The organism is Sphingopyxis sp. Geo25, assembly GCF_949769135.1.
In the GTDB taxonomy this organism is placed as follows: Bacteria; Pseudomonadota; Alphaproteobacteria; order Sphingomonadales; family Sphingomonadaceae; genus Sphingopyxis.
Genome location: NZ_CATKOZ010000005.1, coordinates 171,852 through 197,073, shown reverse-complemented (window position 1 = coordinate 197,073; position 25,222 = coordinate 171,852). Strand labels below are relative to the sequence as shown.

The following is a 25,222-nucleotide window of genomic DNA, read 5'->3' as shown; positions in this document are numbered from 1 at the left end:
AGTCCGGGATGACGAAGAAAGAGAGACTCGAAAGTGCGCATCCTCCTGACCAACGACGACGGCTATCACGCCCCCGGCATGGCGGTGCTCGAAGCCATCGCGCGCCAGCTAAGCGACGACATCTGGGTCTGCGCCCCCGCCGAGGAACAGTCGGGCGCGGGCCACTCGCTTACCCTGTCGCGCCCCGTCCGCATCCGCCAGCACGGCGAGCGGCGCTGGTCGTGCAGCGGCACCCCGACCGACTCGGTGATGATGGCAATCGGCAAGTTGATGCCCGAAAAGCCGGACCTGATCCTGTCAGGCGTCAACCGCGGCGCCAACCTGGGCGACGACATCACTTACTCGGGCACCGTTTCGGCCGCGATCGAGGGCGCGCTCGCCGGCATTCGCGCGATCGCGCTGAGCCAGGTTTACGCCAAGGAAGGGATGGGTGACAGCGTCCCCTTCGAAGCGGCCGAAGCGTGGGGCGCCAAGGTGCTGTGCCCGTTGCTCGATCACGACATGCCGCCGCGCACGCTGATCAATGTCAACTTCCCGGCCATCCCGGCGGCCGATGTGCGCGGCATTCGCGTCACCCGGCAGGGATTCCACGATTACGGCCGCGGCTCGATCGTCGAGGGCACCGATCCGCGCGGCTATCCCTATTATTGGTTCGGGCTGCACGGGATCGAGCACAGCCCCGGCCACGACAGCGACCTCGAGGCGATCGACGATCGATATATCTCGGTCACCCCGCTCCAGCTCGACCTCACGCACGACGCTTCGCTGGCGGCGCTGCGCAGCGCCTATAGCGACTAGCCTTCGCGCCACGGCTTTGGCACAAGGTCCGCAATGAGCCAGCGGCCGAAACCCAAGCTCCAGATCCAGAGCGGCTTTCACCTGCTGCGCCGTGACGCGAAATGGCCGGTCTGGGCTGACCTGCTCGCGCGGCTTGGCCTCGCCTTCTTCCTCATCGCAATCGTCGTCCTCGTCCACTGGATCGACCGCGCGGGGCTGAAGGACAGCCACGACGGCCACATCAGTTTTCTCGACGTCGTCTATTTCACGATGATTTCGGTCACGACGACAGGTTTCGGCGACATTGCCCCCGTCTCTGACCGATCGCGGCTGATCGAGGCGGTGATCGTGACCCCGATCCGTATCGCGGTGCTCTTCATATTTGTCGGCACCGCTTATAATTTCGTCATCAAACGCACATGGGAAAAATGGCGCATGGCCCGCATCCAGGCAAAGCTCACCGATCATTGCGTCGTGCTCGGTTACGGCACCAGCGGCGCCGAAGCGGTCCGCGAACTCATCGCGCGCGGCACCGACCCCGCGTGCATCGTCGTGATCGACCAGTCGGGCCCCCGCATCGCGGCCGCCGAAGCCGCCGGTTGCAACGTGTTGCAGGGCGACGCGTCGAACGACGACACATTGATCGACGTCCAGATCGCAAGGGCGCGGACCGTCCTCGTTTCGGCGGGCCGCGACGACAGCTCGATCCTGATCGTCCTCACCGTCCGTCACCTTGCCCCGCAGGTCCCGATCAGCGTCGTCATCCGCGCGAAGGATAATGAGCTGCTCGCGCGCCAGGCCGGCGCAAGCACCGTCATCAACCCCGTCAGCTTCACGGGCCTGCTCCTGGCGGGCTCGGCGCAGGGCGAGCATGTCGCGGACTATATGGCCGACCTCGCCGCGACGGGGGACAAGGTGCAACTGCGCGAGCGGCCCGTGAGCAGCGAGGAAGTCGGCCGCGGCCTCGACCAGCTCGCCAGCGGCGGCCGCGGCCTCCGGATCTACCGCGCCGGCAAGCCCTACGGCTTCTGGGAGCCCGAGGTGCAGACGCTCGAACCCGGCGACACGATCGTCGAGGTGGTCAGGTGCGAGACGTGCGAAGCGGATTGATGGGCGCTCGCAAATGACGCTTTTGGGTGCGAGCTGACGTTCGCTATCCTGAAATTCGTCATCCCGGACTTGATCCGGGATCCATCGCGGCGCCGAGGTCATGGACCCCGGATCGAGTCCGCGGAGACGATAAGAGATATGTTCCCTTACGGTTGAAATCGGCTGCCTGCGACTTCAGCCTCGCCAGAAAAGCCAAGCCGCCCACAGCCAGCCACCGATCAGCAACGTCCCGCCGATCGGCGTGACTGCCCCGAACCATTTCGGCGCGCCCAGCGCCATCGCGTAAAGCGTGACCGCAAAAATCGCGCCGCCAACCAGTAACATGATCGCGGGTCCGCGCGCGACGCCCATGATCGCGAGCGCCGCGACCGCATGGATGAGCTGATAGATGCCGCCGGTGCGCAGCCATTCGGCCTCCTGCGGTCCTGCCGCGCCGTGCGCACCGAACGCGCCCGCTGCCACCGCCATCGCCGCTGAAATCGCTGCCAATGCCCCGAGCACCCGCGTCCCCTTCCCTAAATGCCTGCAATCGGCCAAGCTATAGGCGGAGAAGAGGGAGAAGGCGATGCCCCGTGACGTTCCATTTCCCGAGGGACTGAAGCCGCCGAGCAAGCTCGCGACGCTCGGCGAGCTTGCGCTGCCGTTCGACATGATCCGCTTCGGCCTTGGCGGCTACCACCTGATCGGCGCGCCCCGCGGCGACGGCCGCTCGGTCGTATTGCTCCCCGGCTATGGCGCCAGCGAATTGTCGATGCGCCCGCTCGAGGCCTATCTCCGTCACCTCGGCTACAACGTCCGCGACTGGGGCATGGGTCGGAACAACGGCCGCGTCGCCGCCGACGTCGAACGCTTCGCCGCGCAGGCGGCCGAATGGGTGAAGGCCGACGGCGCTCCGCTGACCCTGATCGGCTGGAGCCTCGGCGGCGTCATCGCGCGCGAGACCGCCCGCGCCTACCCGCACCTCGTCCGCGAGATCATCACTCTGGGCACGCCCATCATCGGCGGTCCCAAATATACCGCGCTCGCCCAGCGCTTTGCGGGCCGCGACTTCGACGCGATCGAGCGCGACATCCATGCCCGCAACCTCAAGGGCCTGACCCAGCCGCTCACCGTCATCTACTCCGACCGCGACGGCATCGTCGGGCCGGACATTGCGGTCGACATCTACAACGACCAGGCACGGAATATAAAGGTCGACGCGACGCATCTGGGCCTCGGCATCGCCCCGCGCGTCTGGCGGATCATCGCCGATACGCTGGCTGGGAAGAGCTGACAGACAGCATTTTTCCTTCGTCACCCCGGACTTGATCCGGGGTCCATGCCTTCGGCGCGGCGATGTATCCCGGATCAAGTCCGGGATGACGAAGCGGAGCGTGGTCGGCGGCAAGCACAGCTATGGTGACAAACCACAAAAAATCCCCTATGCGCCCCGCCAATCATGACAGTCAAAACCCTCCCCACCCAGCCGAAGGTCGGCATGGTGTCGCTCGGCTGCCCGAAGGCGCTCGTCGACAGCGAACGGATTCTCACCAAGCTGCGCGCCGACGGATACGGCCTGTCGCCCGACTATGCGGGCGCCGACGTCGTGCTCGTCAACACCTGCGGCTTCCTCGATTCCGCCAAGGAAGAAAGCCTCGAGGCGATCGGCGAAGCGATGGCCGAGAACGGCCGCGTCATCGTCACCGGCTGTATGGGCAACGAAGCCGAAGTCATCCGCGCGCGCTTCCCGAACGTGCTCGCGGTCACCGGCGCGCATCAGTACGAACAGGTCGTCGACGCCGTCCACGACGCCGCGCCGCCCACCCAAGGACCGTTCGTCGACCTCGTTCCCGAAGGCGGACTGAAGCTCACCCCCCGCCACTACAGCTATCTGAAGATCAGCGAAGGCTGCAACCACAGCTGCTCCTTCTGCATCATCCCGGACCTCCGCGGCAAACTCGTCAGCCGCCGCATCGACGCGGTGCTGCGCGAGGCCGAGAAGCTAGTCGCCGCGGGCACCAAGGAACTGCTGGTGATCAGCCAGGACACGTCAGCCTATGGCGTCGATATCCGCCACGATCCGCGCCAGTGGCACGGCCGCGAGGTGCGCGCGCATATGACCGACCTTGCGCGCGAACTCGGCCAATTGAAGACCAGCGAAGGCCGCGCCCCCTGGGTGCGCCTCCATTATGTCTATCCCTACCCGCACGTCGATGCGGTGATCCCGCTGATGGCCGAAGGGTTGCTGACGCCCTATCTCGACATCCCCTTCCAGCACGCGAGCCCGAGCGTTCTCAAGCGCATGAAGCGCCCGGCGAACGAAGCGAAGGTACTCGAACGGCTGAAAAGCTGGCGCGCGATCGCCCCCGACATCGCGATCCGCTCGAGCTTCGTCGTCGGCTTCCCCGGCGAGACCGAGGATGATTTTCGCTATCTGCTCGACTGGCTCGACGAAGCCCAGCTCGACCGCGTCGGCGCGTTCCGCTTCGAACCCGTGGCGGGCGCGCAGGCCAATGCGCTCGACAATCCGGTTCCCGAAGAGGTCAAGGAAGAGCGCTACCAGCGTATCATGGCGAAGACCGCCGCAATCAGCGCCGCGAAGCTCGAAGCCAAGATCGGCCGCACGCTGCCGGTGATCATCGACGAGGTGGGCGAGGCGGATGAGGACGGCAGCATTGGCGCCACCGGCCGCAGCCAGGCCGATGCGCCCGAGATCGACGGCCATGTATATCTTCGCGACGTCGCGAAAACGCTGAAGCCCGGCGACATCGTCGACGTCGAAATCGAGGACGCCGACGAACATGATCTGTTCGGGGTGGTGGCCTAGCCAGCCTGCGAAAAATCGCTGTCCTACATTGCCCGGGCCGCATAGCTTTGCGGAATGACGGCTGCTCGCCCCCGCAAACAGCAAATCGCGAGTGAAGTTGCGCAGTTTTCCGCCGTTTCGGAAACCAGCCCCATTCCTCTCCTTCGTCACCCCGGACGTGATCCGGGATCCATTCTTGGCACTGGTGGCCGGTGGCCCCCGAATCAGGTCCGGGGTCACGAGGGGAGGTTGCTGAGCGCCAACAAAATGCGATTTCAGAGTGAAGTTAGGTAGATTTCCGCCGCTTTTCGTGCCGTGCTTTTCTGCAAGGAACGGCTTCCGCCAATTGCCGTTATAAGGAGCAGAGACGGTAGCGGGGGCACAGTATGCGACTAGTCCAGCTGGCGACCGCCACGTTGCTGTCGAGCGTCGCGCTGACCGGCTGCGACCGCCAGACCGAGGTCGAAGCGCCACCGCGCGCGACCGACAAGGCCCCCTCCCCAACACAGAAGTCGCTGATCGCGGTGCCGATCAACGCCAGCACCGCTTCGCTCAAACAGGCGCTCGAACGTGCGGTGCCGACAACGCTGTGGACGATCAACCAGCGCGAGCGGGCGTGCGTCCAGCCGCAGCGGGTCAAGGTCTTCGGCAAGAACGTCAAGGTCACGCCGCCCATCGCCTGCACGATCGTCGGCCAGGTGACGCGCGGCCCGCTGCGGCTGCGCGGCGAGGGCGACGAGATCGTCGTCGACGTGCCGCTCCACGCGACGATCGCCGCGCGCGACGTGGGCGGGGTGCTGAAGGGCGAGACCGCGACCGGCGCCGCCATGGCGCATGCGCGCGTCCGCATCGAACTCACGCCCGACTGGCGCACGCAGGGCAAGGCACGGATCAGCTATGGCTGGACCAAGGCGCCTGGGATCGATTTCCTGGGCAAGCGCATCACCTTCACCGACGAAGCCGACGCGAAGCTGAAGCCCGTCGTGCGCGACGTCGAGCGCGAGGTGAACCGGGAGATCGCCAAGATCGACATTCGCAAACAGGCCGCCGACGTGTGGCGGCAGAGCTTCGCCGCGCTCGAACTCAACCGCGAGAACCCGCCGGTGTGGATGCGCGTGACGCCGCAGCGCATCCTCTACGGCGGCTACCGGATCGAGGGTGATCGCATGAACCTCAACCTAGGGCTCGAGGCGATCACAGAAACCTTCGTGTCGGGTCGCCCGGCCGATCCGAGGCCCACCCCGTTACCGCGCCTTGTGCGTGACATGCCCAAGCCGCATCTCGATGTCCGCGTGCCGGTGATCGCTGACTATGCCATACTCCAGCCCGTCGTCGATCGCGCGCTCGCCAAACGGTCGGCGCGGCCCTTTGTCCTTCCGAAACTCGGCTCGATGATGGTGACGTTCGGCAAGTCCACCATTTACGGCGCACCCGGCGGCCGGATTGCGGTCGGCGTCGACGTCGAAGCAAAGCTGGAGATGCGATCGGGGGCGCCGACGCGCGGGCGCATCTGGATGACCGCGGTTCCCGTCAACGAGCCGGGATCGGCCGAGGTGCATTTCACCAATCTGTCGATCAACGGCGACACCGACGGGGTCGGCGGCGACCTGCTGATCTCGCTCGGTCAGAGCCCGGGCTTTGCCCCGCTGATTGCCGATGCATTGACGCAGAATTTCTCGCGCGACCTCGACGAACTCCAAGGCAAGATCAAACGCGCGGTGAACCAGCGGCGTGAGGGCGCCTTTGTCATCCGCACGCGGGTCGACGGCTTTGAAACGGGCGAAATCAGGGCGTACGGAAACGGCCTCTATCTGCCGGTTCGGATGACCGGCGCGGCCGATATTGCGTATCGCCCCGCGAAATGATCAGAAGAGGCGCGTCAGCGCGTAGAAGGCGGCCGCCACCATGGCGCTCGCCGGGATGGTGATGAACCACGCCGCGACAACATTGCTCGCGACACCCCAACGCACCGCGCTCGCGCGGCGGGCAACGCCGGCGCCGATGATGCTGCCGGTGATCGTATGCGTCGTCGACACCGGGATGCCGAGCAGGCTGGCGGTGAACACGACGATCGAGCCGCCGGTCGAAGCGGCGAAACCCTGATGGTGCGACAGTTTGGTGATGCGGCCGCCCATCGTCTCGATGATCTTCCAGCCCCCCGACAGCGTTCCGAGGCCGATCGCGATATAGCAGCTGATCGCCACCCAGTGCGGGACATGGAACTCGCCGGTCAAATAACCGGTCGAATAGAGAAGGACCGTGATGATCCCCATCGTCTTCTGCGCATCGTTGAGCCCGTGGCTCAAGGAATAGGCTGCCGACGAGAAGAGATGCAGCGTGCGGAAGGTGCTTTCGGCAAATTTCGCGCTCGCGCGGCGCAAGGCCCAGCTGCTGAGCAGCATCACCAGCATGGCAAGCAGCATACCGAGCATCGGCGACAGGAAGATCGCGAGAACCGTCTTGTTGAGCCCCGTCCATTCGATGCCCTCGAACCCCGCATGCGCCACCCCGGCACCGACGATCCCGCCGACCAGCGCATGGCTCGACGACGAGGGAATGCCCTTGAGCCAGGTGACGACGTTCCAGAACATCGCCCCGACCAGTGCGCCGAACACGACCGCCGGGGTCACCAGATCCTTGTCGATGATCCCCTTCCCGATCGTTTCGGCGACCTTGTGGAGTTCGGGAAAGGCGAGCGACAGGAAATAGGCGGCAAAGTTGAAGAAGGCGGCAAAGACCACGGCCTGCACCGGCCGCAGAAGGCGCGTCGCGACGACGGTCGCGATACTGTTCGCCGCGTCGTGCAGACCGTTCAGAAAATCGAACGCCAGCGCGAGGATGATCAGGCCGACGAGAAGCGGAAAAGCGAGTTCGTGCATCGGGCGGGCCCCCGCTTACGCGTGGTCGATGACGAGGCCGTCGATTTCGTTCGCGACATCCTCGAAGCTGTCGGTAACGCGTTCGAGATGTCGGAACAGTTCGCGAGCGATCAGAAACTGCGTCGGGTTCGCCTCACCATGCTCCTTGAAAAGCCGCTTGAGGCCCGCGGCATGGATCTCGTCGGCATGGCCCTCCATGCGCACGAGCCGTTCGGTGAGCTCATGAAGGCGCGTCCCGTTCGCCGAAATATTGCGCAGCAGCGGCAGCGCCTCGGCGGTCAACCGGGCGGCATCGACAATGATCCCGCCGATATCGCGCATTTCGGGCTCGAATTCGGTGACGTCGTACAGGTCGACCGCGCCGGCGGTTTTCTGCATCTCATCGATTGCATCGTCCATCGAGGCGATCAGATCGGTGATCGCGCTGCGGTCGAACGGGGTGAGGAAGGTGCGGCGAACGGTTTGCAGCACCTCGCGCGTGATCGCGTCGGCGTCATGCTCGCGCTCGATGATCTCCTGGACATGGTCGGCCATGCCCTCGCCGCCCTGCAGCATCCGCGCGAGCGCTTCGGCGCCCGCGGTCAGCGTCGCCGCGTGTGCCTCGAACAGCTCGAAGAAATTGCCCTGCTTCGGAAGCAGGCGCTGGAACCAGCCGAACATGTGATTGACCCCTGTCTTTTGGGCAACATTATAGACGACGCCCGACCGCTGCGCCGCGGCGCGAAAACCGCGGTCGCCGAACGACCGGATCATCGCCTGAAGATCGGGCTCGTCGACCGACGCAGCGGCCTGATCGAGCGTGAACCAGCGCCGTTCGCGCTCGTCCATTTCCTTCCATTCGTCGAGTTCGCGCGTCACCGCGAGGGGAAACACCTCGACATTGTACATGATCGCGGCGCCGTTCGCGCGGCGCTTGCGATATTCATAGCTGCCGATCGAGGTCGGACAGACCGCGCCGAGCACGCCGGCTTCCTCTTCGGCCTCGATCGCCGCCGACGCATGCCGGTCGAGACCGGTGAGCGGGTTTCCCTTCGGAATGACCCAGCGTCCCGTCCCGCGCGAGGTGACGAGCAGGATTTCGGTCGGCCCATCCTTGTCGAGGCCACCGAACCGGTAAGGAAGAACGGCAATCTGGCGCATTTATTCGGGTCTGCAGGTTCCGCTGGCCGCCCCGCGCCGCAATGTGAAATTGCAATTTGGTGACGATAATATGACAATTGAATGACAGTAGTGGCAGCGCTTAGCCCGATCGGACCTTTCCGTAAACGTCAATTCGATTGCAAAATGCAACGCGGTGCGTAAGCTGCGGGTCAAAGACAAACGGGAGACGAAATCATGGCAGGCACGGCAAGCCCGGTGGACCAGGACGTCCTGATCGTTGGCGCGGGCATTTCGGGCATCGGCATGGCGGTGCACCTGCAGATGAACTGCCCCGACCGCAGTTTCGCGCTCGCCGAACGGCGCGCGAACCTTGGGGGCACCTGGGACCTGTTCCGCTATCCGGGGATCCGTTCCGACAGCGACATGCACACGCTGGGCTTCGTGTTCGAACCGTGGAAGCATGAGAAGTCGATCGCCGACGGCCCATCGATCCTCGAATATCTGAATCGCATCGTCGACGAGCGCGGTATCCGCGACAAGATCCGCTTCAACGCCAAGGTCGTCGGCGCCGACTGGGACAGCGCCACCGCGCGCTGGACGGTGACGACGGAGGATGAAAAGGGCGCGACCTCGACGACGACGGCGCGCTGGCTCTACCTCGGCTCGGGCTATTATGACTATGACGAACCGTTCGATGCGCAATTTGCGGGTCGCGAGGATTTTCAGGGGCAGATCATCCATCCGCAATTCTGGCCCAAGGATCTCGACTACGCGGGCAAGAAGGTCGTCGTGATCGGATCGGGCGCGACCGCGGTGACGATCGTCCCATCGATGACCGAAAAGGGCGACGGCAAGGGCGCGGCCCATGTCACCATGCTCCAGCGCACGCCGACCTGGTATGCGATCCGCCCGGCCAAAGACGCCTTCGCGAACTTCCTGCGCAAGGTTCTGCCAAGCGAACTCGCCTACAAGATCACGCGCTTCAAGAATGTGAAGATGCAGGACATCGTCTTCAACAAGGCGCGCAACAAGCCCGAGAAGGTTCGCGAGTTCCTGACCAAACAGCTCCAGAAGAACCTGGGCGACAAATATGACCCCGAAGCCTTCACCCCGCCCTACAATCCCTGGGAGCAGCGCCTCTGCCTCGTACCTGACGCCGATTTCTTCGAGGCGATGAAGGCGGACAAGGCTTCGGTGGTGACCGACCATATCGAACGCTTCGATGCGACCGGCATCCAGCTCAAATCAGGCAAGCATCTCGACGCTGACATCATCGTAACCGCGACGGGCCTGAAGCTCGCGGTCGCGGGCAAAATTCCGGTGCGCGTCGATGGCGAAACGATCCAGTGGAACGAGCATTTCTATTACAAGGCTTGCATGTTCTCGAACGTCCCGAATTTCTCGGTCGTGTTCGGCTATCTCAACGCCAGTTGGACGCTACGCGCCGACATCGTGTCGGAATATGTCTGCCGCGTGCTGAACCACATGAAGGCGGCCGGCGCCGATATCGCAACACCGGTGCTAGAGGATCCGAACAGCCTGACCGAAGAGAATATCTTCGACTTTTCGTCGGGCTATATCCAGCGTTCACTGCACATCATGCCGAAAAATGCCGACGCGCTGCCGTGGCGGCTCAACCAGCATTATGTGAAAGACCGCGTCGACATGCGCACAGGCGAGATCGCCGATGGCGTGCTGACCTTCACCAAGGCGGGCGCGGTGGCGACGGCCGCCACAGCAGCTGCGGAACTCGAAGCGGCCGAATAATCATCCGAGGCGTTCGGGTTTGCCTTTGGCCGAGCCTTTCGCGAAATCCTCAAGCTGTTTCTCGGTCATGCTTTCGAGCATGTCCTTTGATGCACCCTTGAGTTTCGACTTCGGCGTTTCGCCGCGCTTGGCGCTGAGCGCGGCACCTGCCGCTCTCTGTTGCGCTTTGGATCTGGCAGGCACGATCGATCTCCTTCAGTTGACCGGCAGGAAGTCGCGCGCGAACTCAGGCTTCACGACGCGCACCAGCGCCGAAGTCACCGGCATGTTGATCTTGTAGCTCCCCTCGGCAAAGGGCCCGATCTCGTAGGGAGCGATAGCGATCGTCATCCGGTCCAGATAACGGCCGTCCGAAGAGCCGACCCAGACCGTCTGCGCCGACACGGGCGGGCATCTGGCAGACGGGCTGCCGGGCTCGTCAGGCGTCTGAATGCCCTTCGCCGCTTTTGCCTGCTTGATCCGATCGCAGAAATCCTCGCGGATCGCGGCATCGAAGGCTTCGGGGCTGACGAACAGATCGACGGGTTTCAACCGGGCACGTTTGTTGCGATCCCACAGCAAGGTGTCGAAGCTCGTCATGCCATGAGCGCCGCCCGCATATGTCTCGATTTCCGCCGAAAGGCTGAGAAAGCGGGGTGTATTGGTGACCCGCAGCCATTTCTGCAGGTGACTGTGTGCGTGATAAGGGAAATGCCCCTTCGCCGACGCCGCCCTGTCGCGCTCGGCTGCCGCGACCAGTGCGGTGTGTTTGACCTGTCGATCGGCGTCGAGAAATTTGGCGAGTTCGGGAATTTGTGCCGCCTCGGCGGGATAGGCATAAGCGAATTCGATCAGATCGTTCTTTTCCTTTATGTCCGAAGCGGGCGCGCCTTTGGCCAGCGCATCCTCGCTTCCGCCCGGCGGGGCGCCCGGGACCGATGCGGCGACCGCCTTGTCGACCTTCGTCGGCTCGTCTTTCGAGCAGCCTGCGGCGAGTAGCAGTATCGAGAGGATTATGGCGGTCATTCGGTAGGGCATGATCGCACAACGCAGGGAATCGACAAAATATCCCCGGCGGCCTAGCACCTCGGCATGACCGACTATTCCGACCTGATCCAGCCCGACAAGGGACAGGATGCCCGCCCGATCCATCTCGTCGACAAGAAGGGCTATGATGAATGGCTGAAGGGGCGCAATGCCCGCGAGCGCGCGCATCTGGCCGCGGTCGGTTTCAAACCGGACGCCTTCGTCCACGCAATCCTGCCCGGCGACGATCCCGAGCGTTGGGCAGTCGTCACGACGGTCGCGAAAGTCGACGAGTTATCGGCGTGGTGTCTTGCCAAGCTCGCCCAGATCCTGCCCGAGGGACGCTATCGGGTTGAGGGCCATCAGCCGGGCAAGGCGCTGTTCGGATGGCTGAGCGCACAATATCGGTTCGACGCGTATAAATCGAACCCGCCGACGAAAGGCCCGCGCGTGCTGCTGACCACCGATGTCGCTGCGATCGCGCCGGCGGTTGCCGAGATGCGCGCGACCGCGCTCGTCCGCGACCTCGTCAACACACCCGCCGCCGACATGGGGCCCGCTGCGATCGAAAAGGCGGCCGAACGCATCGCCAAGGCGCACGGCGCCAAGCTGACCGTGACCAAGGGCGAAGCGCTCGAACAGGGCTATCCGATGATCTACGCGGTCGGGCGCGCGGCGGCGAAGCATCATGCACCGCGACTGATCGAGATCGAATGGGGCAAGGACGATCATCCGCGCGTCGCGCTCGTCGGCAAGGGGATCAGCTTCGACAGCGGCGGGCTCGACATCAAGCCCGCAGCGGGGATGCGGCTGATGAAGAAGGATATGGGCGGCGCCGCGCATGTGCTCGCGCTTGCCGAACTGGTAATGGCAAGCGGGCTGCCGGTCCGCCTGCACTGCCTCGTAGCGGCGGCCGAGAATGCGATTTCGGCCGATGCCTTCCGACCCGGTGACGTGCTCAAGAGCCGCAAGGGGCTGACGGTCGAGATCGGCAATACCGACGCCGAAGGGCGACTGGTGCTGGGCGACGCGCTTGCCAGGGCGGGTGAAGACCAGCCTGAACTGATCGTCGATTTCGCGACTCTCACAGGTGCCGCACGGACAGCGCTGGGCCCCGACCTTCCGGCGCTTTACGCCAACGACGACAGCCTCGCTGACGACCTGCTCAAGGGCGGGACCGACCGCGACGATCCGCTGTGGCGGATGCCGTTGTGGGATGGTTATGCCGACCTTCTCGAAACCGATATCGCAGATATCGGCAATGCCGGAAGCTCGCCCTTCGCGGGATCGATCACCGCCGCCCTCTTCCTGAAGCGCTTCGTCCCCGACGGCACACCCTGGGCCCATTTCGACACCTTCGCCTGGCGCCCCTCGGCGAAACCCGGCCGACCGAAGGGCGGCGCCGCACTCGGCGTGCGCGCCGCATGGGCGATGCTTCAAGCCCGCTATGACCGCCGCAAGAAGGGCGATCGTCCTTGATAAAGCCGGGGCCGCTGGTCTAATGCGCCGCGACTTTCCGCAAAGCGCGGATAAAGACGAGTTACAGGACAAGACGTGACAGCGAACAGCGGCGAACATTCAGCGGCAAACCGCGTGCGCATGGGACGCCCCGGCCTGGCCGGACGGGGCCGCGATCATTTCGGCCTGACGGGCACATCGCACGCGTTCGATCCGCGCATCGTCGCAATCCGTCCCGACCTCGCCGACATCGCGGTCGCGGGCATTCATTTTGCGCCGCATTACGCCGCGCCAATGATGGTGAGCGGCGTGCTGCCGGCCGCGGTGATGCGCGGGTCGCCGTCGCTCGACGCCGACCAAACGAGCGAGTTGCTGTTTGGCGAAGGTTTCGCGCTGCTCGATCTCACGGGCGGCTGGGCTTGGGGCTATAGCCTCGCCGATCATTATGTCGGCTATTTGGCGGCCGAAGCGCTCGGTGCGCCGATCGCACCGACCCACCGCGTCGACATGATCGAGGCGGCGCTGCACTCGGCGCCCGACGCCGCCGCCAGCGCACATGCCGTCCTGCCGCGCGGGGCGCTCGTGATGGGCGAGACCGAGGGCGAGTGGCTGAAGACCGCCCATGGTTATTTGCCGATCGCCGCGCTGGTCGAGGTCGGCAGCGAGCATGACGATCCCGCAGCGATTGCGGAATCGATGGTCGGCACGCCCTATCTGTGGGGCGGCCGCACCGCGAAGGGCATCGATTGTTCGGGGCTGGTGCAGCTCGCCTGGGCGTCGGCCGGTGTGCAATTGCCGCGCGACAGCGATCTGCAGCTTGCCGCGCTCGGCGTCGACAAGGATGTCGACCAAGCCGATCTCGCGCGCGGCGATCTCGTCTTCTTTCCCGGCCACGTCGGGATCATGGCCGATAGTCAGAACATCATCCACGCGAGCCGCCAGTGGATGGAGGTGCGCGTCGAACCGCTTGCAGAGGTTGCGAAGCGGTCGGCTGCGAAAGGCAATGACGTGCCGGTCATCGGCTACAAAAGACTGCGATAAAGCCATGACCCAGACGGTCTTCATCGACGGCGCGGCGGGAACGACGGGCCTGGAAATCGCCGAGCGGCTTGCCGGTCGGAGCGAATTCGCGCTCATCGCCCTGCCCGACGCCGAGCGCAAGGATGCCGCGCACCGTGCCGAGGCGTTGAACGGCGCCGACGTCGTCATCCTCTGCCTGCCGGACGCTGCCGCGATCGAAGCGGTGGCGATGGTCACCAATTCCGATGTGCGGATCATCGACGCATCGACCGCGCACCGCGTTGCGCCCGGCTGGGTCTATGGTTTTCCCGAACTCAGCGCCGCGCAGCGTGACGCGATCGCGGGTTCGAAGCGTGTCAGCAACCCGGGATGCTATCCGACAGGTTTTCTCGCGCTCGTTGCGCCGCTGGTTGCCGCGGGGATTATTGCCCGCGACGCTCAGCTCAGCGTCAACGCGGTGTCGGGTTATTCGGGCGGCGGCAAGGAGCTGATCGCAAGGTTCGAGGCGGACGAGGACATCGGCTTTCGCAGCTATGGCCTGAACCTTGCCCACAAGCATGTACCCGAAATGACGAAGGGCGCCGGGCTGGTACATCCGCCGCTGTTCGCGCCCGCAGTGGTGCCCGTCTATCGCGGTATGCTGGTCGAGGTTCCGCTGAACTTCGGCGCTGCGACCGCCGACGCCGCCTTCGAAGCGCTCGCTGCTCATTTCGACGGGTCGCCGCTGGTGAGCGTGCGCCGCGCGGCCGACGAGAGCGAGCTGCTGCTCCGCAAGAGCGACGAAGCGACCGACCGGATGGAACTGATGCTCTACGCCAGCCCCGACGGCACGCAGATCCGCCTCGTCGCGCGGCTCGACAATCTGGGCAAGGGCGCGAGCGGCGCCTGTGTCCAGAACCTCAATATCATGGCAGGGCTGCCGGAAACGGCGGGCTTGCGGCTCTAGGCCTCAGTGAACGGTGTCGAGCGCGATGTCGATCGACAGATAGGTGATCAGCCGTTCGATCTGGCGCCAGCGCGCGAAATGGACGTGATTGCCAAGCACGCGATATTGCTCGGCGCGCGCGGCGGCAGCGAAACCGGCTTCCTCTCCATGCTCGCGGATCATCGCGTTCGCATCCTCGACGGCGCCGCGATCGGCGAGATAGGGTGATGGCAGATGCATGTCGTTCCCGGCCCTGTGTTCCGGTCTCGGCTCTAGACCGACCGTGTCACCGCGCCGTTCTCAACCGTAATGAACGCCGGGGTAAGGTTAATGCCGGCGACGCTCGGGTTAACCATCGGGTGGTGCCAATCGCCCCTTTGCCGTCGTCCCGTCGCCGTGTAAGACTGATCGCATGCGCAAAATCCTGAAATATGCCGCCATTGCCCTCGCCGTCCTGATCGTCGTCGGCGGGATCATATTATACGTGCTTTCACGCCCCGACGTGGCGCGCTTCTCGACCGCAGAGCTCAGCGGCCGCGTGCCCGTGATGGCGTCGCAGAATGCGCAGACCATCCCGACGATGAACGTGCCCGAGGCGACGAGCTGGCCCGCGGGTCAGGCGCCGCGCGCGGCGCAAGGCCTGAAGGTCGAGCGCTTTGCGGAAGGACTCGACCATCCGCGCTCGATGCTCGTGCTCCCGAACGGCGACGTCCTCGTCGCCGAGGCCGAGAGCCCGCCGCGCAAGGACGGCGGGATCGAGGGCAAGATCATGAAGTCGATGATGAGCAAGGCGGGCGCCGGCGGCGCGTCGGCGAACCGCATTACCCTGCTCCGCGACGCCGATGGCGACGGCAAGGCCGAGGTCAAGGCCGCCTACATCACCGGCCTCAACTCGCCCTATGGCATGGCGCTGGTGGGCAAGACGCTCTACGTCGCCAACACCGACGCGATCCTCGCTTTCCCTTATGTCGAGGGCGAGACGAAAATGAGCGGCAAGCCGGTGAAGCTCGTCGACCTGCCCGCAAAGGGCACCAACCGCCACTGGACCAAGAGCCTCGTCGCCGCGCCCAACGGTTGGCTTTACGTCGGCGTCGGTGCCGATTCGAACATCGGCGAGAAGGGCATGGGCAACGAGGTGCGACGCGCGAGCGTGCTCGAGGTGCGGCCCGAGAATAAATATATGCGGACCTTCGCGGCGGGTATCCGCAACCCGGTTGGCCTCGCCTTCTACCCCGGCAGCGAACGGCTGTGGACGGTGGTCAACGAGCGCGACATGCTGGGTAGCGACCTTGTTCCCGACTATCTGACCGACGTAACCGAGGGCGATTTTTACGGCTGGCCCTGGTATTATTGGGGCGGCTTCATCGATCCGCGGGTGCCGCCCGAAGCCGAGGATCGCCGCCAATATGTGAAGCGCCCCGAATATGGGCTCGGCGCGCATGTCGCGCCGCTCGGCTTCACCTTCACCGACAAGCTCGACCTTGGCGAGCGCTGGGCGAATGGCGCGCTGATCGCGCTGCACGGGTCGTGGAACCGCGAGCCCGTCGCCGGGTACGACGTCGTGTTCGTCAAGTTCGGTGCCAATGGCAAGCCGGTGGACGCCCTGCCCGTCACCTTCCTCGACCAGTTCCTTGCCAAGGACGGCAAGACGACGCGCGGCCGGCCGGCCGACGTCAAGGTCGCGAAGGACGGCAGCGCCCTCGTCGCCGACGATACCGGCAATACGATCTGGCGGGTGTCGAAGGCGGGATAAAAAAGGCCCCGCGATCGCGGGGCCTCTTCTGGTATCGGTTTAGCGGCGGGCGTCAGACGCGCATCGGCATCAACACGTAAAGCGCCGGGCTCTTCTCGCTCTCGCGGATCAGCGTCGGGGCGTTGGCGTCGGCGAGGTGGAGTTCGACGCTGTCGCCGTCGACCTGCCCCAGGATGTCACTGAGATAGCGGGCGTTGAAGCCGATCTCCATCGGATCGCTATCGTAGCCTGCAGCCAGTTCTTCGGCGGCGGTGCCGTTCTCGGGGCTGGTCACCGAAAGGGTGATGCGATCCTTGTCGAGCCCGACCTTGACCGCGCGGGTCTTTTCGCTGGCGATCGTCGAGACGCGGTCGACGCCCTGGAACAGGCTCTTCGGATCGACCTTCAAAAGCTTGTCGTTCGCGGTCGGGATCACGCGGCTGTAGTCGGGGAAAGTCCCGTCGATCAGCTTCGAGGTGAGGACGGCGTTGCCGAGCTGGAAACGGATCTTCGACGCCGACAGGCTGATCTCGACATTGCCCTCGGCTTCGTCGAGCAGCTTGCGGATTTCGCCGACGCATTTGCGCGGCACGATGACGTCGGGCATCGCCGCAGCGCCATCGGGGCGCGTCACCGTGTAGCGCGCGAGGCGGTGGCCGTCGGTCGCCGCAGCCTTCAACACCGGTCCCGTCGCATCCTCGGCGACGTGGAAGAAGATGCCGTTGAGGTAATAGCGCGTTTCCTCGGTCGAGATCGCGAAGCGCGTCTTGTCGATAATCTGGATGAGCTCGGCGACGGGCAGCTCGAAACTGGTCGGCAGATCACCCTCGGCGATCACCGGGAAGTCGTCGCGCGGCAAGGTCGGCAGGTTGAAGTTCGAGCGGCCGGCCTTGACCTGCATCTTGCCTTCGGCGGCGGCGAGGCTGACCTCCGCGCCCTCGGGCAGCTTGCGCGCGATTTCGAAGAGCGTGTGCGCCGACACGGTGGTCGTGCCCGGCGTTTCGACCTTTGCCGCGATGGTTTCGACGACCTGCAGGTCGAGATCGGTCGCCATCAGTTTCAATTGGCCGGTGCTGTCGGCCTCGATCAGCACGTTGGAGAGGATCGGAATCGTGTTCCGCCGTTCGACCACGGACTGGACGTGGCCAAGGCTTTTCAGAAGCACTGCGCGTTCGATCGTCGCTTTCATTCTAATTCGCCATCCCTGTAACGATAAGGGGAAAGTCCCTGAGAGAGTCCGGCGGAGCGGGCCATTCGCCCCGAATCCCGTCCCCCGAAAATGTCCACCTTCCTTAACGAACGCGTCGCGCCGCGCAAGCCATGCTTGCAAAGCATTTCCATTCGGGCAAACGGGGCGCAATGCGGCGGACAGCCTTCCTTTTCCTGATCGCGTCGGCGGTTCCGGCGATGGCCTTCGCCGCGCCGCGTACCGCTTTGGGAATTTTCGAGGGCTGGGGCGCGTTTCGCGAGTCCGCAATCCCGCGCTGCTACGCGATCGCGGCGCCATCGGCGACGATCGGACGCCCCGAGATCAAACCCTATGCCAGCGTCGGATATTGGCCGAAGTCGCGCATAAGGGGGCAATTCTATGTTCGCCTGTCGAAAGAGCGCGCGCCGGGACGCGAACTGCGCCTGAGCGTCGGAAGCCGCCGCTTCATCCTGACCGGCAACGGCCCACACGGCTGGGCGAGCGACGCGCGCATGGACGCGGCGATCATCGCGGCGATGCGATCGGCACCGAGCATGAGCGTCGCCAGCAGCACCGCCACCGGCCGCGCGATCGCCGATACCTATCGCCTGCGCGGTGCCGCGACCGCGATCGATGCGGCGGCGCTGGGGTGCGCCAGCATCCGGTGAAGGCATTTCGAAAAATCGCGGATTCCTGCGCAACTTCACTCGCGATTCACCTCTTTCGAATGCCGCCATAGCGATCCCCGGCAAAATCCGGGCGCCGAGACGCAAGGGCAAGATGCGGGAGTATGGGGCCCGGCCTTCGCCCGGGATCGGCTTTCCGGAAAACCCCGGAAAACTGCGCAACCTTACTCGGAATCGCATGCGGCGCGCGGTTTCGCACGCGAACGGGATCGGGAATGTTGCATGGCGTCGCATCGGTCGAAACGCTATGCCCGTCCGATAATGTAGGACAGCGATTTCTCTGCAGGATTTGCGCCATGAAAACCATCGGCCTGATCGGCGGTCTGAGCTGGGAAAGCTCGGCCGAATATTATCGCCTGCTCAATCGGGCCGTCCGCGACCGCCTCGGCGGGCTGCACGCCGCGAACATCGTCCTGCACTCGCTCGACTTCGCACCGATTGCCGCCCTGCAAGCGGAAGGCGACTGGCCGGCGCTCGACCGCGCGATGGTCGAAGCCGCCGCCGCTCTGGAACGCAGCGGCGCCGATCTGCTGCTGATCTGTTCGAACACGATGCACCGCTGCGCGGGCGAAATCGAGGCCGCATCGGCCCTTCCGCTGATCCACATTGCCGACCCGGTAACTGCCGCTATCAAGGCGGCGGGGCTGCGGCGCGTCGGCCTGCTCGGTACGACTTTCACCATGGAGCAGGATTTCTACAGGGGGCGGATGGCGAAGGCCGGGCTCGACGTGATCGTCCCCGACGAAGCCGGCCGCGCGGCGGTCCACCGGATCATCTACGACGAGCTTGTGCAGGGCGTGATCCGCGAGGAATCGCGCGGCGCGTATCGGCAAGTCATCGCCGCGCTCGTCGACCGCGGCGCCGAGGCGATCATCCTCGGCTGCACCGAGATCATGCTGCTGGTCGGACCGGAGGACAGCGCGGTGCCGCTGTTCGATACGCTCGCGCTCCATGTCGAGGCGGCGGTGGAACGGACGTTGGAAGCCTAGGTTCGCCCCAGCTTCGTCAGTTCCGCCGCGAGGAAGTCCAGCACCAGCCGCACGCGGGGTACATGGCGCAGGCGCTCGTGCGTCAGGAGCCACAGGCCGGTGGTGTCCTCGCGCTTGGGCGGGATGCAGCGGATGAGGTCGGGCTCGCGGTCGGCGAGGAAGGCGGGCAGGATGGTCAGCCCCATCCCCGAGCGTACCCCGGCGAGCAGGCCCGATGCGCTGTCATATTGCATCACGACCGACTCCTCGAGCCGGTATTGCTTGAGCCAGGCCTGATAGGGCTCCCAGACATAGCCGCCGCCGCCGATGAAGGGATGGGTCGCAAGCTGTTCGCGGCTGTGCGGGATACCGTGGAGGTCGGCATAGTCGCGACTGCAATAGACGGTCCACGGATTGTCGGCGATGCGGCGCCCGACGAGCCCCGCCCCGCTCGGCTGCTTGCTGCTGCGGATCGCGATGTCGGCGGCGCCCGCGGCGAGGTCGCGCGGCTCGTCGGAAGTGTCGAGATGGATGTGGATGCCGGGGTGCGCGGCGCGGAGGTCGCGCAGGATCGGCGGAAGCACGGTCACGGCGAAGATTTCCATCGTCGATACGCTGACCGTCCCGCCGGCATCGCGTGACTTCGCGCCGGCGGCTTCGCCGAAGCGGTCGGCGGCGTCGCGCACCGCGATCGCGCTCGCGAGCATCGCCTCGCCCACCGGGGTCAGCGCATAGCCCGCCTGCCGCCGCTCGAAGAGGTTGAGGCCGGTCGCTTCCTCCAGCGCCGCGATGCGCCGCGCGACGGTGGTCTGGCTGACGCGCAGCGTCTGCGCGGCGGACAAGGTGCTGCCGGTCTCCGCCACGGCCAGAAAGGCCTTCAGGTCGTTCCAATCGTACATGATGCCTTTTGCGACATAATCGCCCGCTCCTCATTCTGCAATTATGCAGAATGGTCGCGCAACATCGTTGCTCCAATTGCGCGCGGCGATGGATTATCTGGTTCTCCACCGGCTTCCTCCCCTCCTTCAGCCGGCCGATGGAGATGCAAAATGACAAAGACTCTGATCCTCGCCGCGTTGGCCGCAACCTCGCTGGTCCAGCCCGCTTTCGCCGAACCCGTGACCCAGACGGTAGTCGTTCAGCACAGCGACCTCGACCTCAACACCGCTGCCGGCGCGAAGACGCTGCAGCACCGTGTGTGGCGCGCCGTGGTCGCGGTGTGCGGCACGGCGTCGGACGCCGACGTCGTCGGCAAGAACGACATCCGCCAGTGCCGCCGCGACACGATGCAGGTCGCCTCGGCAAAGGCCGACCTCGCGATCGCCGGCGCTTCGCAGGGCGAACCGCTGCGCGTCGCTTCGATCCGCAACTGAATTCAGACCCTATCGGCAGGCACTCCGCCGACACCTTTCGGGGCGGCGATCCCACCCGGATCGCGGCCCCGATTTTCGTTCGTCAGCCGCGGCCGTCGAACGCCTTGCGCGCCGCCTCGACGCGGTCGAGATTGTCGCCCGCCCAGTGCCAGACGCCGCAAAAGGCCTCGCCAAGACTGTGTCCGAGATCGGTCAGGCGATATTCGACCTTCGGCGGGATCACCGGATGAACGGTCCGTTCGACCAGACCGTCGCGTTCCATTGCGCGGAGCGTCTGCGTCAGCATCTTCTGGCTGATCCCGGGAACCATTCGCGCCAGTTCGGTGAAGCGCAGCACCCCATTGTCCTCCAGTTCCTCGAGAACGAGCAGGGTCCATTTGTCGGCGACTCGGCCGATCAGGTCGCTGACGAGCATTTCGACGCGCGGATCGACCGGCGCATTCGGATCGTGGACGATTTTTTCCTGGGTGGGCATGGCAGAAAATCCAAATCTCTCTTTTCGGTAACTATGGCACTTTCGGGTGCCTTCTTTCTTTTGGAGAGTATAGGGATATCTAGGCCTTCTCACCACCCCCTCAGGAGAGAAACCATGAAGACCAGCGGAAACACCATTCTCGTCAGCGGCGGCGGCTCGGGCATCGGACTCGCGCTCGCGCAGCGCTGGCACGATGCGGGCAACACCGTGATCATAACCGGGCGCAACGCAGCGAAGCTCGAAAGCGCCGTCGCGGGACGCGCGAACATGCACGCGGCGCAGCTCGACGTCACCGACCCCGGTGCGATTCTGGCCTTCGCGGCCGACATCGTGGCGAAATTCCCGGCACTCAACGTCCTCGTCAACAATGCCGGCATCATGGGCTATGAGGATGCGACCGCAACGCGCGACCTTTCGGCCGCCGAGGATACCGTCGTCACCAACCTGCTCGGCCCGATCCGGTTGATCGATGCGCTCGTCGGCCATCTGGCGGCGCAGGCGGACAGTGCGATCGTCAACGTCACCTCGGGTCTCGCCTTCGTCCCCTTCCCCAAGGCGCCGACCTATTCGGCGACCAAGGCGGCGCTGCACAGCTATACCCAGGCGCTGCGCGTCCAGCTCGAGGGCAAGGTCGAACTGATCGAGCTGGCGCCGCCCGCGGTGCGCACCGACCTGACCCCCGGCCAGTCGACGCGCGAAGGCTATATGCCGCTGGACGCCTTTGCCGACGAGGTGATGGCGCTGTTTGCGCAGGAGCCGACGCCGGAAGAAATTCTGGTGCAGAATGTTTTGCCGCTGCGCAATGCCGAGGCCAATGGCAGTGTGCCGCAGGTGCTGGCGATGCTGAAGTCGCTGTAGTGTGGCTCCCCTCCCGCTTGCGGGAGGGGTCGGGGGTGGGCAGCAACGTCTGACGGCCCACCCCGCTGCGACTAGCGAGCAAGCTCGCAAGCCTCGCTGCCCCTCCCGCTTACGGGAGGGGACGAATCGCGCACAATTGCGCTTTTGGGCCTCCCCCACTATATGGCCGCGCATCATGCAGATTCCCGGCCATATCGATCCCGTCACGACGGGCACCGTTCCCTTGCGCGGCGGCAACCGTATCGACCTTGTCGGGCTGACCCGCGACGCGATCCGGGCCGAGCTGGTCGAGGCGGGGCTCGACGCGAAGGGCGCGAAGCTGCGCGCCAAGCAGATCTGGCACTGGATCTATCACCGCGGCGTCACCGATTTCGAGGCGATGACCGACATCGCGAAATCGATGCGCCCCTGGCTGACCGACCGTTATATCATCGGCCGCCCGACGGTGCGCGAGGCGCAGGTGTCGAACGACGGGACGCGCAAATGGCTGCTCGCCGCCGCCGACGGGCAGGAATATGAAATGGTGTTCATTCCCGATGCCGATCGGGGAACGCTCTGCGTGTCGAGCCAGGTGGGATGCACATTGAACTGCCGTTTCTGCCACACGGGGACGATGCGCCTTGTCCGCAACCTCGCCGCGGGCGAGATCGTGGGGCAGGTGCTGCTGGCGCGCGACGCGCTCGGCGAATGGCCGAAGGGGACGATGGCGTCGGCGCCCGATACCGACGACGAGGATGACGACGCCGGCCATTACACGTCCGACGGGCGCATGCTCACCAACATCGTGATGATGGGCATGGGCGAACCGCTCTATAATTTCGACGAGGTCAAGGGCGCACTCAAGATCGTGATGGACGGAGACGGGCTCGCGCTGTCGAAGCGGCGCATCACGCTGTCGACGAGCGGCGTGGTGCCGATGATGGCGCGCGCGGGCGAAGAGATCGGGGTCAATCTGGCGGTCTCGCTCCACGCGGTGAACAAGGAAATCCGCGACGAGATCGTGCCGCTCAACCGCAAATACGGCATCGAGGAGTTGCTGCAGGCATGCGCCGACTATCCGGGGGCGAACAATGCACGGCGCATCACCTTCGAATATGTGATGCTGAAGGACAAGAATGACAGCGACGAGGATGCGCGCGAGCTCGTCCGGCTGATCAAGCAGTACAAGCTGCCGGCGAAGGTGAACCTGATCCCCTTCAACCCCTGGCCCGGCGCGCCCTACGAATGTTCGACGCCCGAACGGGTGCGCAAATTCAGCAACCTCATCTTCGAGGCCGGTATTTCGGCGCCGATCCGCACCCCGCGCGGGCGCGACATCATGGCGGCGTGCGGACAGCTGAAGAGCGCCGCGACCAAGCCGAGCCGCGCCGAACTCGACCGCATCGCCGAGGAAAAGCAGGCGGCGCTCGGCTAAGGCGTCGTCACGCCCATCGCGGTGTTGAGGCGGTCGCGTTCGCCGCAAGCGGTCGAATAGCCCTTGGCGCAGCCGAGATTGTAATAGTCGCGCGCCGAATAGAGATTGGTCGTCGCGCCGACGCCATTTTCGTAATTATAGCCGAGATAGCCGCAGCCGCGCGCATTGTCCTGTTTGCACGCCGCGTCGGCAAGCAGGTAGGAGCGGTCGGGCTTGTCGGGCCTGATGCGGAAACTGGCGTAGGCGCAGGCCTCGGCATGGCCGCGATAGCAAGCCTTTTCGTAAAGGCTCGTCGCGATCGCGAAGTCCTGCGTCTCGCCCTCGCCATTCTCGAAAGCCTTGCCGAGTTCGAAGCAGGACGCGGCCGCCGCGTATGTGAAATCCTTGTCACAGGCGGCGACCAGCATGGGATAGGTCGTGCTGGCGGCAATATAGTTGGCGAATTCCTCTCCGCCCGTGCCGAAGACCGGAGGCGGCGTCGCGGTGTCCGTGCCGCCGGAAGACGAACTGGTGCTGCTGGTACTCGTGCCGGTGATGTCGGTGCCATCGGCCCCCTCGCCGTCCTTGTCGGGGCGCAGGCTCATGACGAGCAGCGCGATCACCATCGCCGCGAACACGCCGATGAAAATCTTTGTCGCGGTGTCGAAGGTCGGGCCGGGATCGGGCTTCGGATCCGGGATGGGGTCGGGCTTGGGGGTCGGATCGGGCTTCGGCAGGTCGCCGAAGAGGGACATTTTTTTCCTGTCCTGCTCGGCGAGCGCCGTCAGTTCGACCTGCGCGCGGCGTTTGACGCGATCATCGGGGTCCTCGCCAAGCGACTGGAGCGCCGCGAGCGCCGGACCGCGCTGCCGGTCACCGTTTCGCACGATCTCGGCGAGCGGGATGCAGGCCGCGGCGCGCGTTTCCCAATTGCGGCTGGCGATGCGCTTGGTCAGCGCAGGTGCGAGCGGGATCACGCGCGGGACCGGGTTGCGCGCGATGACCATGTCGCCGTCGATCGCGTTGAGGCGCTTGGGCTCCTGCCCCGGCCCTTCGCGGTGGAGCGCGGTGCGGACATAGTCGAACAGTTCATCGAGCGTGATGTTGCCGGTGCCGTTGACGTCGGCCGCCCCGGTCTCGATCCCCTCGATCAGATGGCGCGTGAAGCGCGACTGCATCCGCCCCTCGGCGGCCGCTTCGCTCGCGAGCTGGGTGCTCGACGCCGCAGTGATGATCGCGGTGCCGCGTCCGCCATTCTCGCCGAAATCCTCAGCGGTAATCGCCGCCGATCCCGATTTGAAGACATGCCCCTTGGCAAAGGCGCCGCTGTAGCAAGTGTCGATCAGCAGCACCTTCTGCTTCGCGCGGCTGCGCGCCGCCTGCTTCGACACGAAATGCGCACCGATCGCGGTCGAGGAAAGCAGGTCGCGATCGGTATCCTGTGCGAGGAAATAAAGGTCGCCGTCGGCGTCCTTGTCGCCATGCCCCGAGACGAAGAGCAGCAGCGTGTCGTCGGGGCCCGCCGACTGGAAATAGCGCTCGATCGCGACGCGCTGCGCCATCAGCCCGGCATCGGACAACATCGTGACCTCATAAGGCCCGATATCGTCGCGGATCAGCAGCAGACGTAGCCGCTCGGCATCGGGAACGGGCGATTTCAGGGCGGTGATCCGGCTGTCGGCATAGGTGCCGGTCGCAAGGATCAGCGCGCGCTTCACGGG

25 protein-coding genes are annotated in these 25,222 nt (G+C 65.0%); 15 read left to right on the top strand and 10 right to left on the bottom strand.

Annotation, left to right across the window (positions count from 1 at the left end; all coding sequences use genetic code 11):
- Positions 1–33: 33 nt before the first annotated feature.
- Complete coding sequence (gene surE / locus QOL68_RS14645; RefSeq protein ID WP_282949746.1) at positions 34–798, top strand: 5'/3'-nucleotidase SurE; 765 nt, start codon at positions 34–36, stop codon at positions 796–798.
- Positions 799–831: 33 nt separating this feature from the next.
- Positions 832–1,887, top strand: a complete 1,056-nt coding sequence (locus QOL68_RS14640; protein WP_282949747.1) for a potassium channel family protein — start codon at positions 832–834, stop codon at positions 1,885–1,887.
- A 174-nt stretch (positions 1,888–2,061) separates the two neighbouring features.
- Here the strand turns inward: QOL68_RS14640 and QOL68_RS14635 are convergent, their stop codons facing one another.
- The gene (locus QOL68_RS14635) at positions 2,062–2,388 is read right to left on the bottom strand and encodes a DUF423 domain-containing protein (RefSeq protein ID WP_282949748.1); all 327 of its coding nucleotides are present in this window, start codon (positions 2,386–2,388) and stop codon (positions 2,062–2,064) included.
- Positions 2,389–2,452: 64 nt separating this feature from the next.
- Here QOL68_RS14635 and QOL68_RS14630 point away from each other — a divergent pair, with 64 nt between their 5' ends.
- The 3 genes from QOL68_RS14630 to QOL68_RS14620 all read left to right on the top strand — a co-directional run bounded on the left by QOL68_RS14630 (position 2,453) and on the right by QOL68_RS14620 (position 6,537).
- Complete coding sequence (locus tag QOL68_RS14630) at positions 2,453–3,160, top strand: esterase/lipase family protein (RefSeq protein WP_282949749.1); 708 nt, start codon at positions 2,453–2,455, stop codon at positions 3,158–3,160.
- Positions 3,161–3,325: 165 nt separating this feature from the next.
- Positions 3,326–4,693, top strand: coding sequence for a 30S ribosomal protein S12 methylthiotransferase RimO (gene rimO / locus QOL68_RS14625; RefSeq protein ID WP_282949750.1), 1,368 nt, complete (start codon positions 3,326–3,328; stop codon positions 4,691–4,693).
- A gap of 365 nt (positions 4,694–5,058) precedes the next feature.
- Positions 5,059–6,537: a DUF4403 family protein gene (locus tag QOL68_RS14620; RefSeq protein WP_282949751.1), complete on the top strand. Its 1,479-nt coding sequence runs from the start codon at positions 5,059–5,061 to the stop codon at positions 6,535–6,537.
- Here the strand turns inward: QOL68_RS14620 and QOL68_RS14615 are convergent, their stop codons facing one another.
- Both QOL68_RS14615 and QOL68_RS14610 read right to left on the bottom strand, forming a co-directional pair.
- Complete coding sequence (locus QOL68_RS14615) at positions 6,538–7,551, bottom strand: inorganic phosphate transporter (protein WP_282949752.1); 1,014 nt, start codon at positions 7,549–7,551, stop codon at positions 6,538–6,540.
- 15 nt (positions 7,552–7,566) lie between these two features.
- Complete coding sequence (locus QOL68_RS14610; RefSeq protein WP_282949753.1) at positions 7,567–8,691, bottom strand: DUF47 family protein; 1,125 nt, start codon at positions 8,689–8,691, stop codon at positions 7,567–7,569.
- Positions 8,692–8,886: 195 nt separating this feature from the next.
- On the opposite strand from QOL68_RS14610, the gene QOL68_RS14605 reads away from it, so the two are divergent.
- Positions 8,887–10,419, top strand: a complete 1,533-nt coding sequence (locus QOL68_RS14605) for a flavin-containing monooxygenase (RefSeq protein ID WP_282949754.1) — start codon at positions 8,887–8,889, stop codon at positions 10,417–10,419.
- Here the strand turns inward: QOL68_RS14605 and QOL68_RS14600 are convergent, their stop codons facing one another.
- Together QOL68_RS14600 and QOL68_RS14595 are read right to left on the bottom strand one after the other, a co-directional pair.
- A complete protein-coding gene (locus QOL68_RS14600; protein WP_058455343.1) occupies positions 10,420–10,602 on the bottom strand; it encodes a DUF3008 family protein in 183 nt (60 codons plus the stop codon).
- A 12-nt stretch (positions 10,603–10,614) separates the two neighbouring features.
- Complete coding sequence (locus tag QOL68_RS14595) at positions 10,615–11,424, bottom strand: DUF4163 domain-containing protein (protein ID WP_058455514.1); 810 nt, start codon at positions 11,422–11,424, stop codon at positions 10,615–10,617.
- Between the two features lie 66 nt (positions 11,425–11,490).
- Here QOL68_RS14595 and QOL68_RS14590 point away from each other — a divergent pair, with 66 nt between their 5' ends.
- The 3 genes from QOL68_RS14590 (at position 11,491) to argC (ending at position 14,848) form a co-directional block, all read left to right on the top strand.
- Positions 11,491–12,903: a leucyl aminopeptidase family protein gene (locus tag QOL68_RS14590; protein WP_282949755.1), complete on the top strand. Its 1,413-nt coding sequence runs from the start codon at positions 11,491–11,493 to the stop codon at positions 12,901–12,903.
- 75 nt (positions 12,904–12,978) lie between these two features.
- On the top strand, positions 12,979–13,923 hold the full coding sequence (locus QOL68_RS14585; protein WP_282949756.1) for a C40 family peptidase: 945 nt from the start codon (positions 12,979–12,981) through the stop codon (positions 13,921–13,923).
- 4 nt (positions 13,924–13,927) lie between these two features.
- Complete coding sequence (argC, locus tag QOL68_RS14580) at positions 13,928–14,848, top strand: N-acetyl-gamma-glutamyl-phosphate reductase (protein ID WP_282949757.1); 921 nt, start codon at positions 13,928–13,930, stop codon at positions 14,846–14,848.
- A gap of 3 nt (positions 14,849–14,851) precedes the next feature.
- Here argC and QOL68_RS14575 read toward each other — a convergent pair whose 3' ends face one another.
- Positions 14,852–15,067 (bottom strand): hypothetical protein, encoded by a 216-nt coding sequence (locus tag QOL68_RS14575; protein WP_156416493.1) that lies wholly within the window; start codon positions 15,065–15,067, stop codon positions 14,852–14,854.
- A 172-nt stretch (positions 15,068–15,239) separates the two neighbouring features.
- On the opposite strand from QOL68_RS14575, the gene QOL68_RS14570 reads away from it, so the two are divergent.
- Positions 15,240–16,580 (top strand): PQQ-dependent sugar dehydrogenase, encoded by a 1,341-nt coding sequence (locus QOL68_RS14570; RefSeq protein ID WP_282949758.1) that lies wholly within the window; start codon positions 15,240–15,242, stop codon positions 16,578–16,580.
- Between the two features lie 52 nt (positions 16,581–16,632).
- Here QOL68_RS14570 and dnaN read toward each other — a convergent pair whose 3' ends face one another.
- Positions 16,633–17,748, bottom strand: coding sequence for a DNA polymerase III subunit beta (dnaN, locus tag QOL68_RS14565; protein WP_058455348.1), 1,116 nt, complete (start codon positions 17,746–17,748; stop codon positions 16,633–16,635).
- Between the two features lie 170 nt (positions 17,749–17,918).
- Here dnaN and QOL68_RS14560 point away from each other — a divergent pair, with 170 nt between their 5' ends.
- Positions 17,919–18,416 carry a hypothetical protein gene (locus QOL68_RS14560; protein ID WP_282949759.1) on the top strand — a complete coding sequence of 166 codons (498 nt, stop codon included), beginning with the start codon at positions 17,919–17,921 and terminating at the stop codon, positions 18,414–18,416.
- 314 nt (positions 18,417–18,730) lie between these two features.
- The gene (locus QOL68_RS14555; protein WP_282949760.1) at positions 18,731–19,423 is read left to right on the top strand and encodes an aspartate/glutamate racemase family protein; all 693 of its coding nucleotides are present in this window, start codon (positions 18,731–18,733) and stop codon (positions 19,421–19,423) included.
- On the opposite strand, the gene QOL68_RS14550 is transcribed toward QOL68_RS14555, so the two are convergent.
- On the bottom strand, positions 19,420–20,301 hold the full coding sequence (locus QOL68_RS14550; RefSeq protein WP_282949761.1) for a LysR family transcriptional regulator: 882 nt from the start codon (positions 20,299–20,301) through the stop codon (positions 19,420–19,422). The two genes, QOL68_RS14555 and QOL68_RS14550, sit on opposite strands and share 4 nt — an antisense overlap.
- Positions 20,302–20,451: 150 nt before the next feature.
- On the opposite strand from QOL68_RS14550, the gene QOL68_RS14545 reads away from it, so the two are divergent.
- On the top strand, positions 20,452–20,775 hold the full coding sequence (locus QOL68_RS14545; protein WP_058455351.1) for a UrcA family protein: 324 nt from the start codon (positions 20,452–20,454) through the stop codon (positions 20,773–20,775).
- An 82-nt stretch (positions 20,776–20,857) separates the two neighbouring features.
- Here the strand turns inward: QOL68_RS14545 and QOL68_RS14540 are convergent, their stop codons facing one another.
- Positions 20,858–21,250, bottom strand: coding sequence for a winged helix-turn-helix transcriptional regulator (locus QOL68_RS14540; protein WP_282949762.1), 393 nt, complete (start codon positions 21,248–21,250; stop codon positions 20,858–20,860).
- A gap of 114 nt (positions 21,251–21,364) precedes the next feature.
- Between QOL68_RS14540 and QOL68_RS14535 the strand changes: the two genes are divergently transcribed.
- Both QOL68_RS14535 and rlmN read left to right on the top strand, forming a co-directional pair.
- Positions 21,365–22,108, top strand: coding sequence for an SDR family oxidoreductase (locus QOL68_RS14535; protein WP_282949763.1), 744 nt, complete (start codon positions 21,365–21,367; stop codon positions 22,106–22,108).
- A 175-nt stretch (positions 22,109–22,283) separates the two neighbouring features.
- On the top strand, positions 22,284–23,522 hold the full coding sequence (gene rlmN, locus QOL68_RS14530; RefSeq protein WP_282949764.1) for a dual-specificity RNA methyltransferase RlmN: 1,239 nt from the start codon (positions 22,284–22,286) through the stop codon (positions 23,520–23,522).
- Here rlmN and QOL68_RS14525 read toward each other — a convergent pair.
- Positions 23,519–25,219, bottom strand: a complete 1,701-nt coding sequence (locus QOL68_RS14525) for a caspase family protein (RefSeq protein ID WP_282949765.1) — start codon at positions 25,217–25,219, stop codon at positions 23,519–23,521. The two genes, rlmN and QOL68_RS14525, sit on opposite strands and share 4 nt — an antisense overlap.
- Between the last annotated feature and the right edge of the window lie 3 nt (positions 25,220–25,222).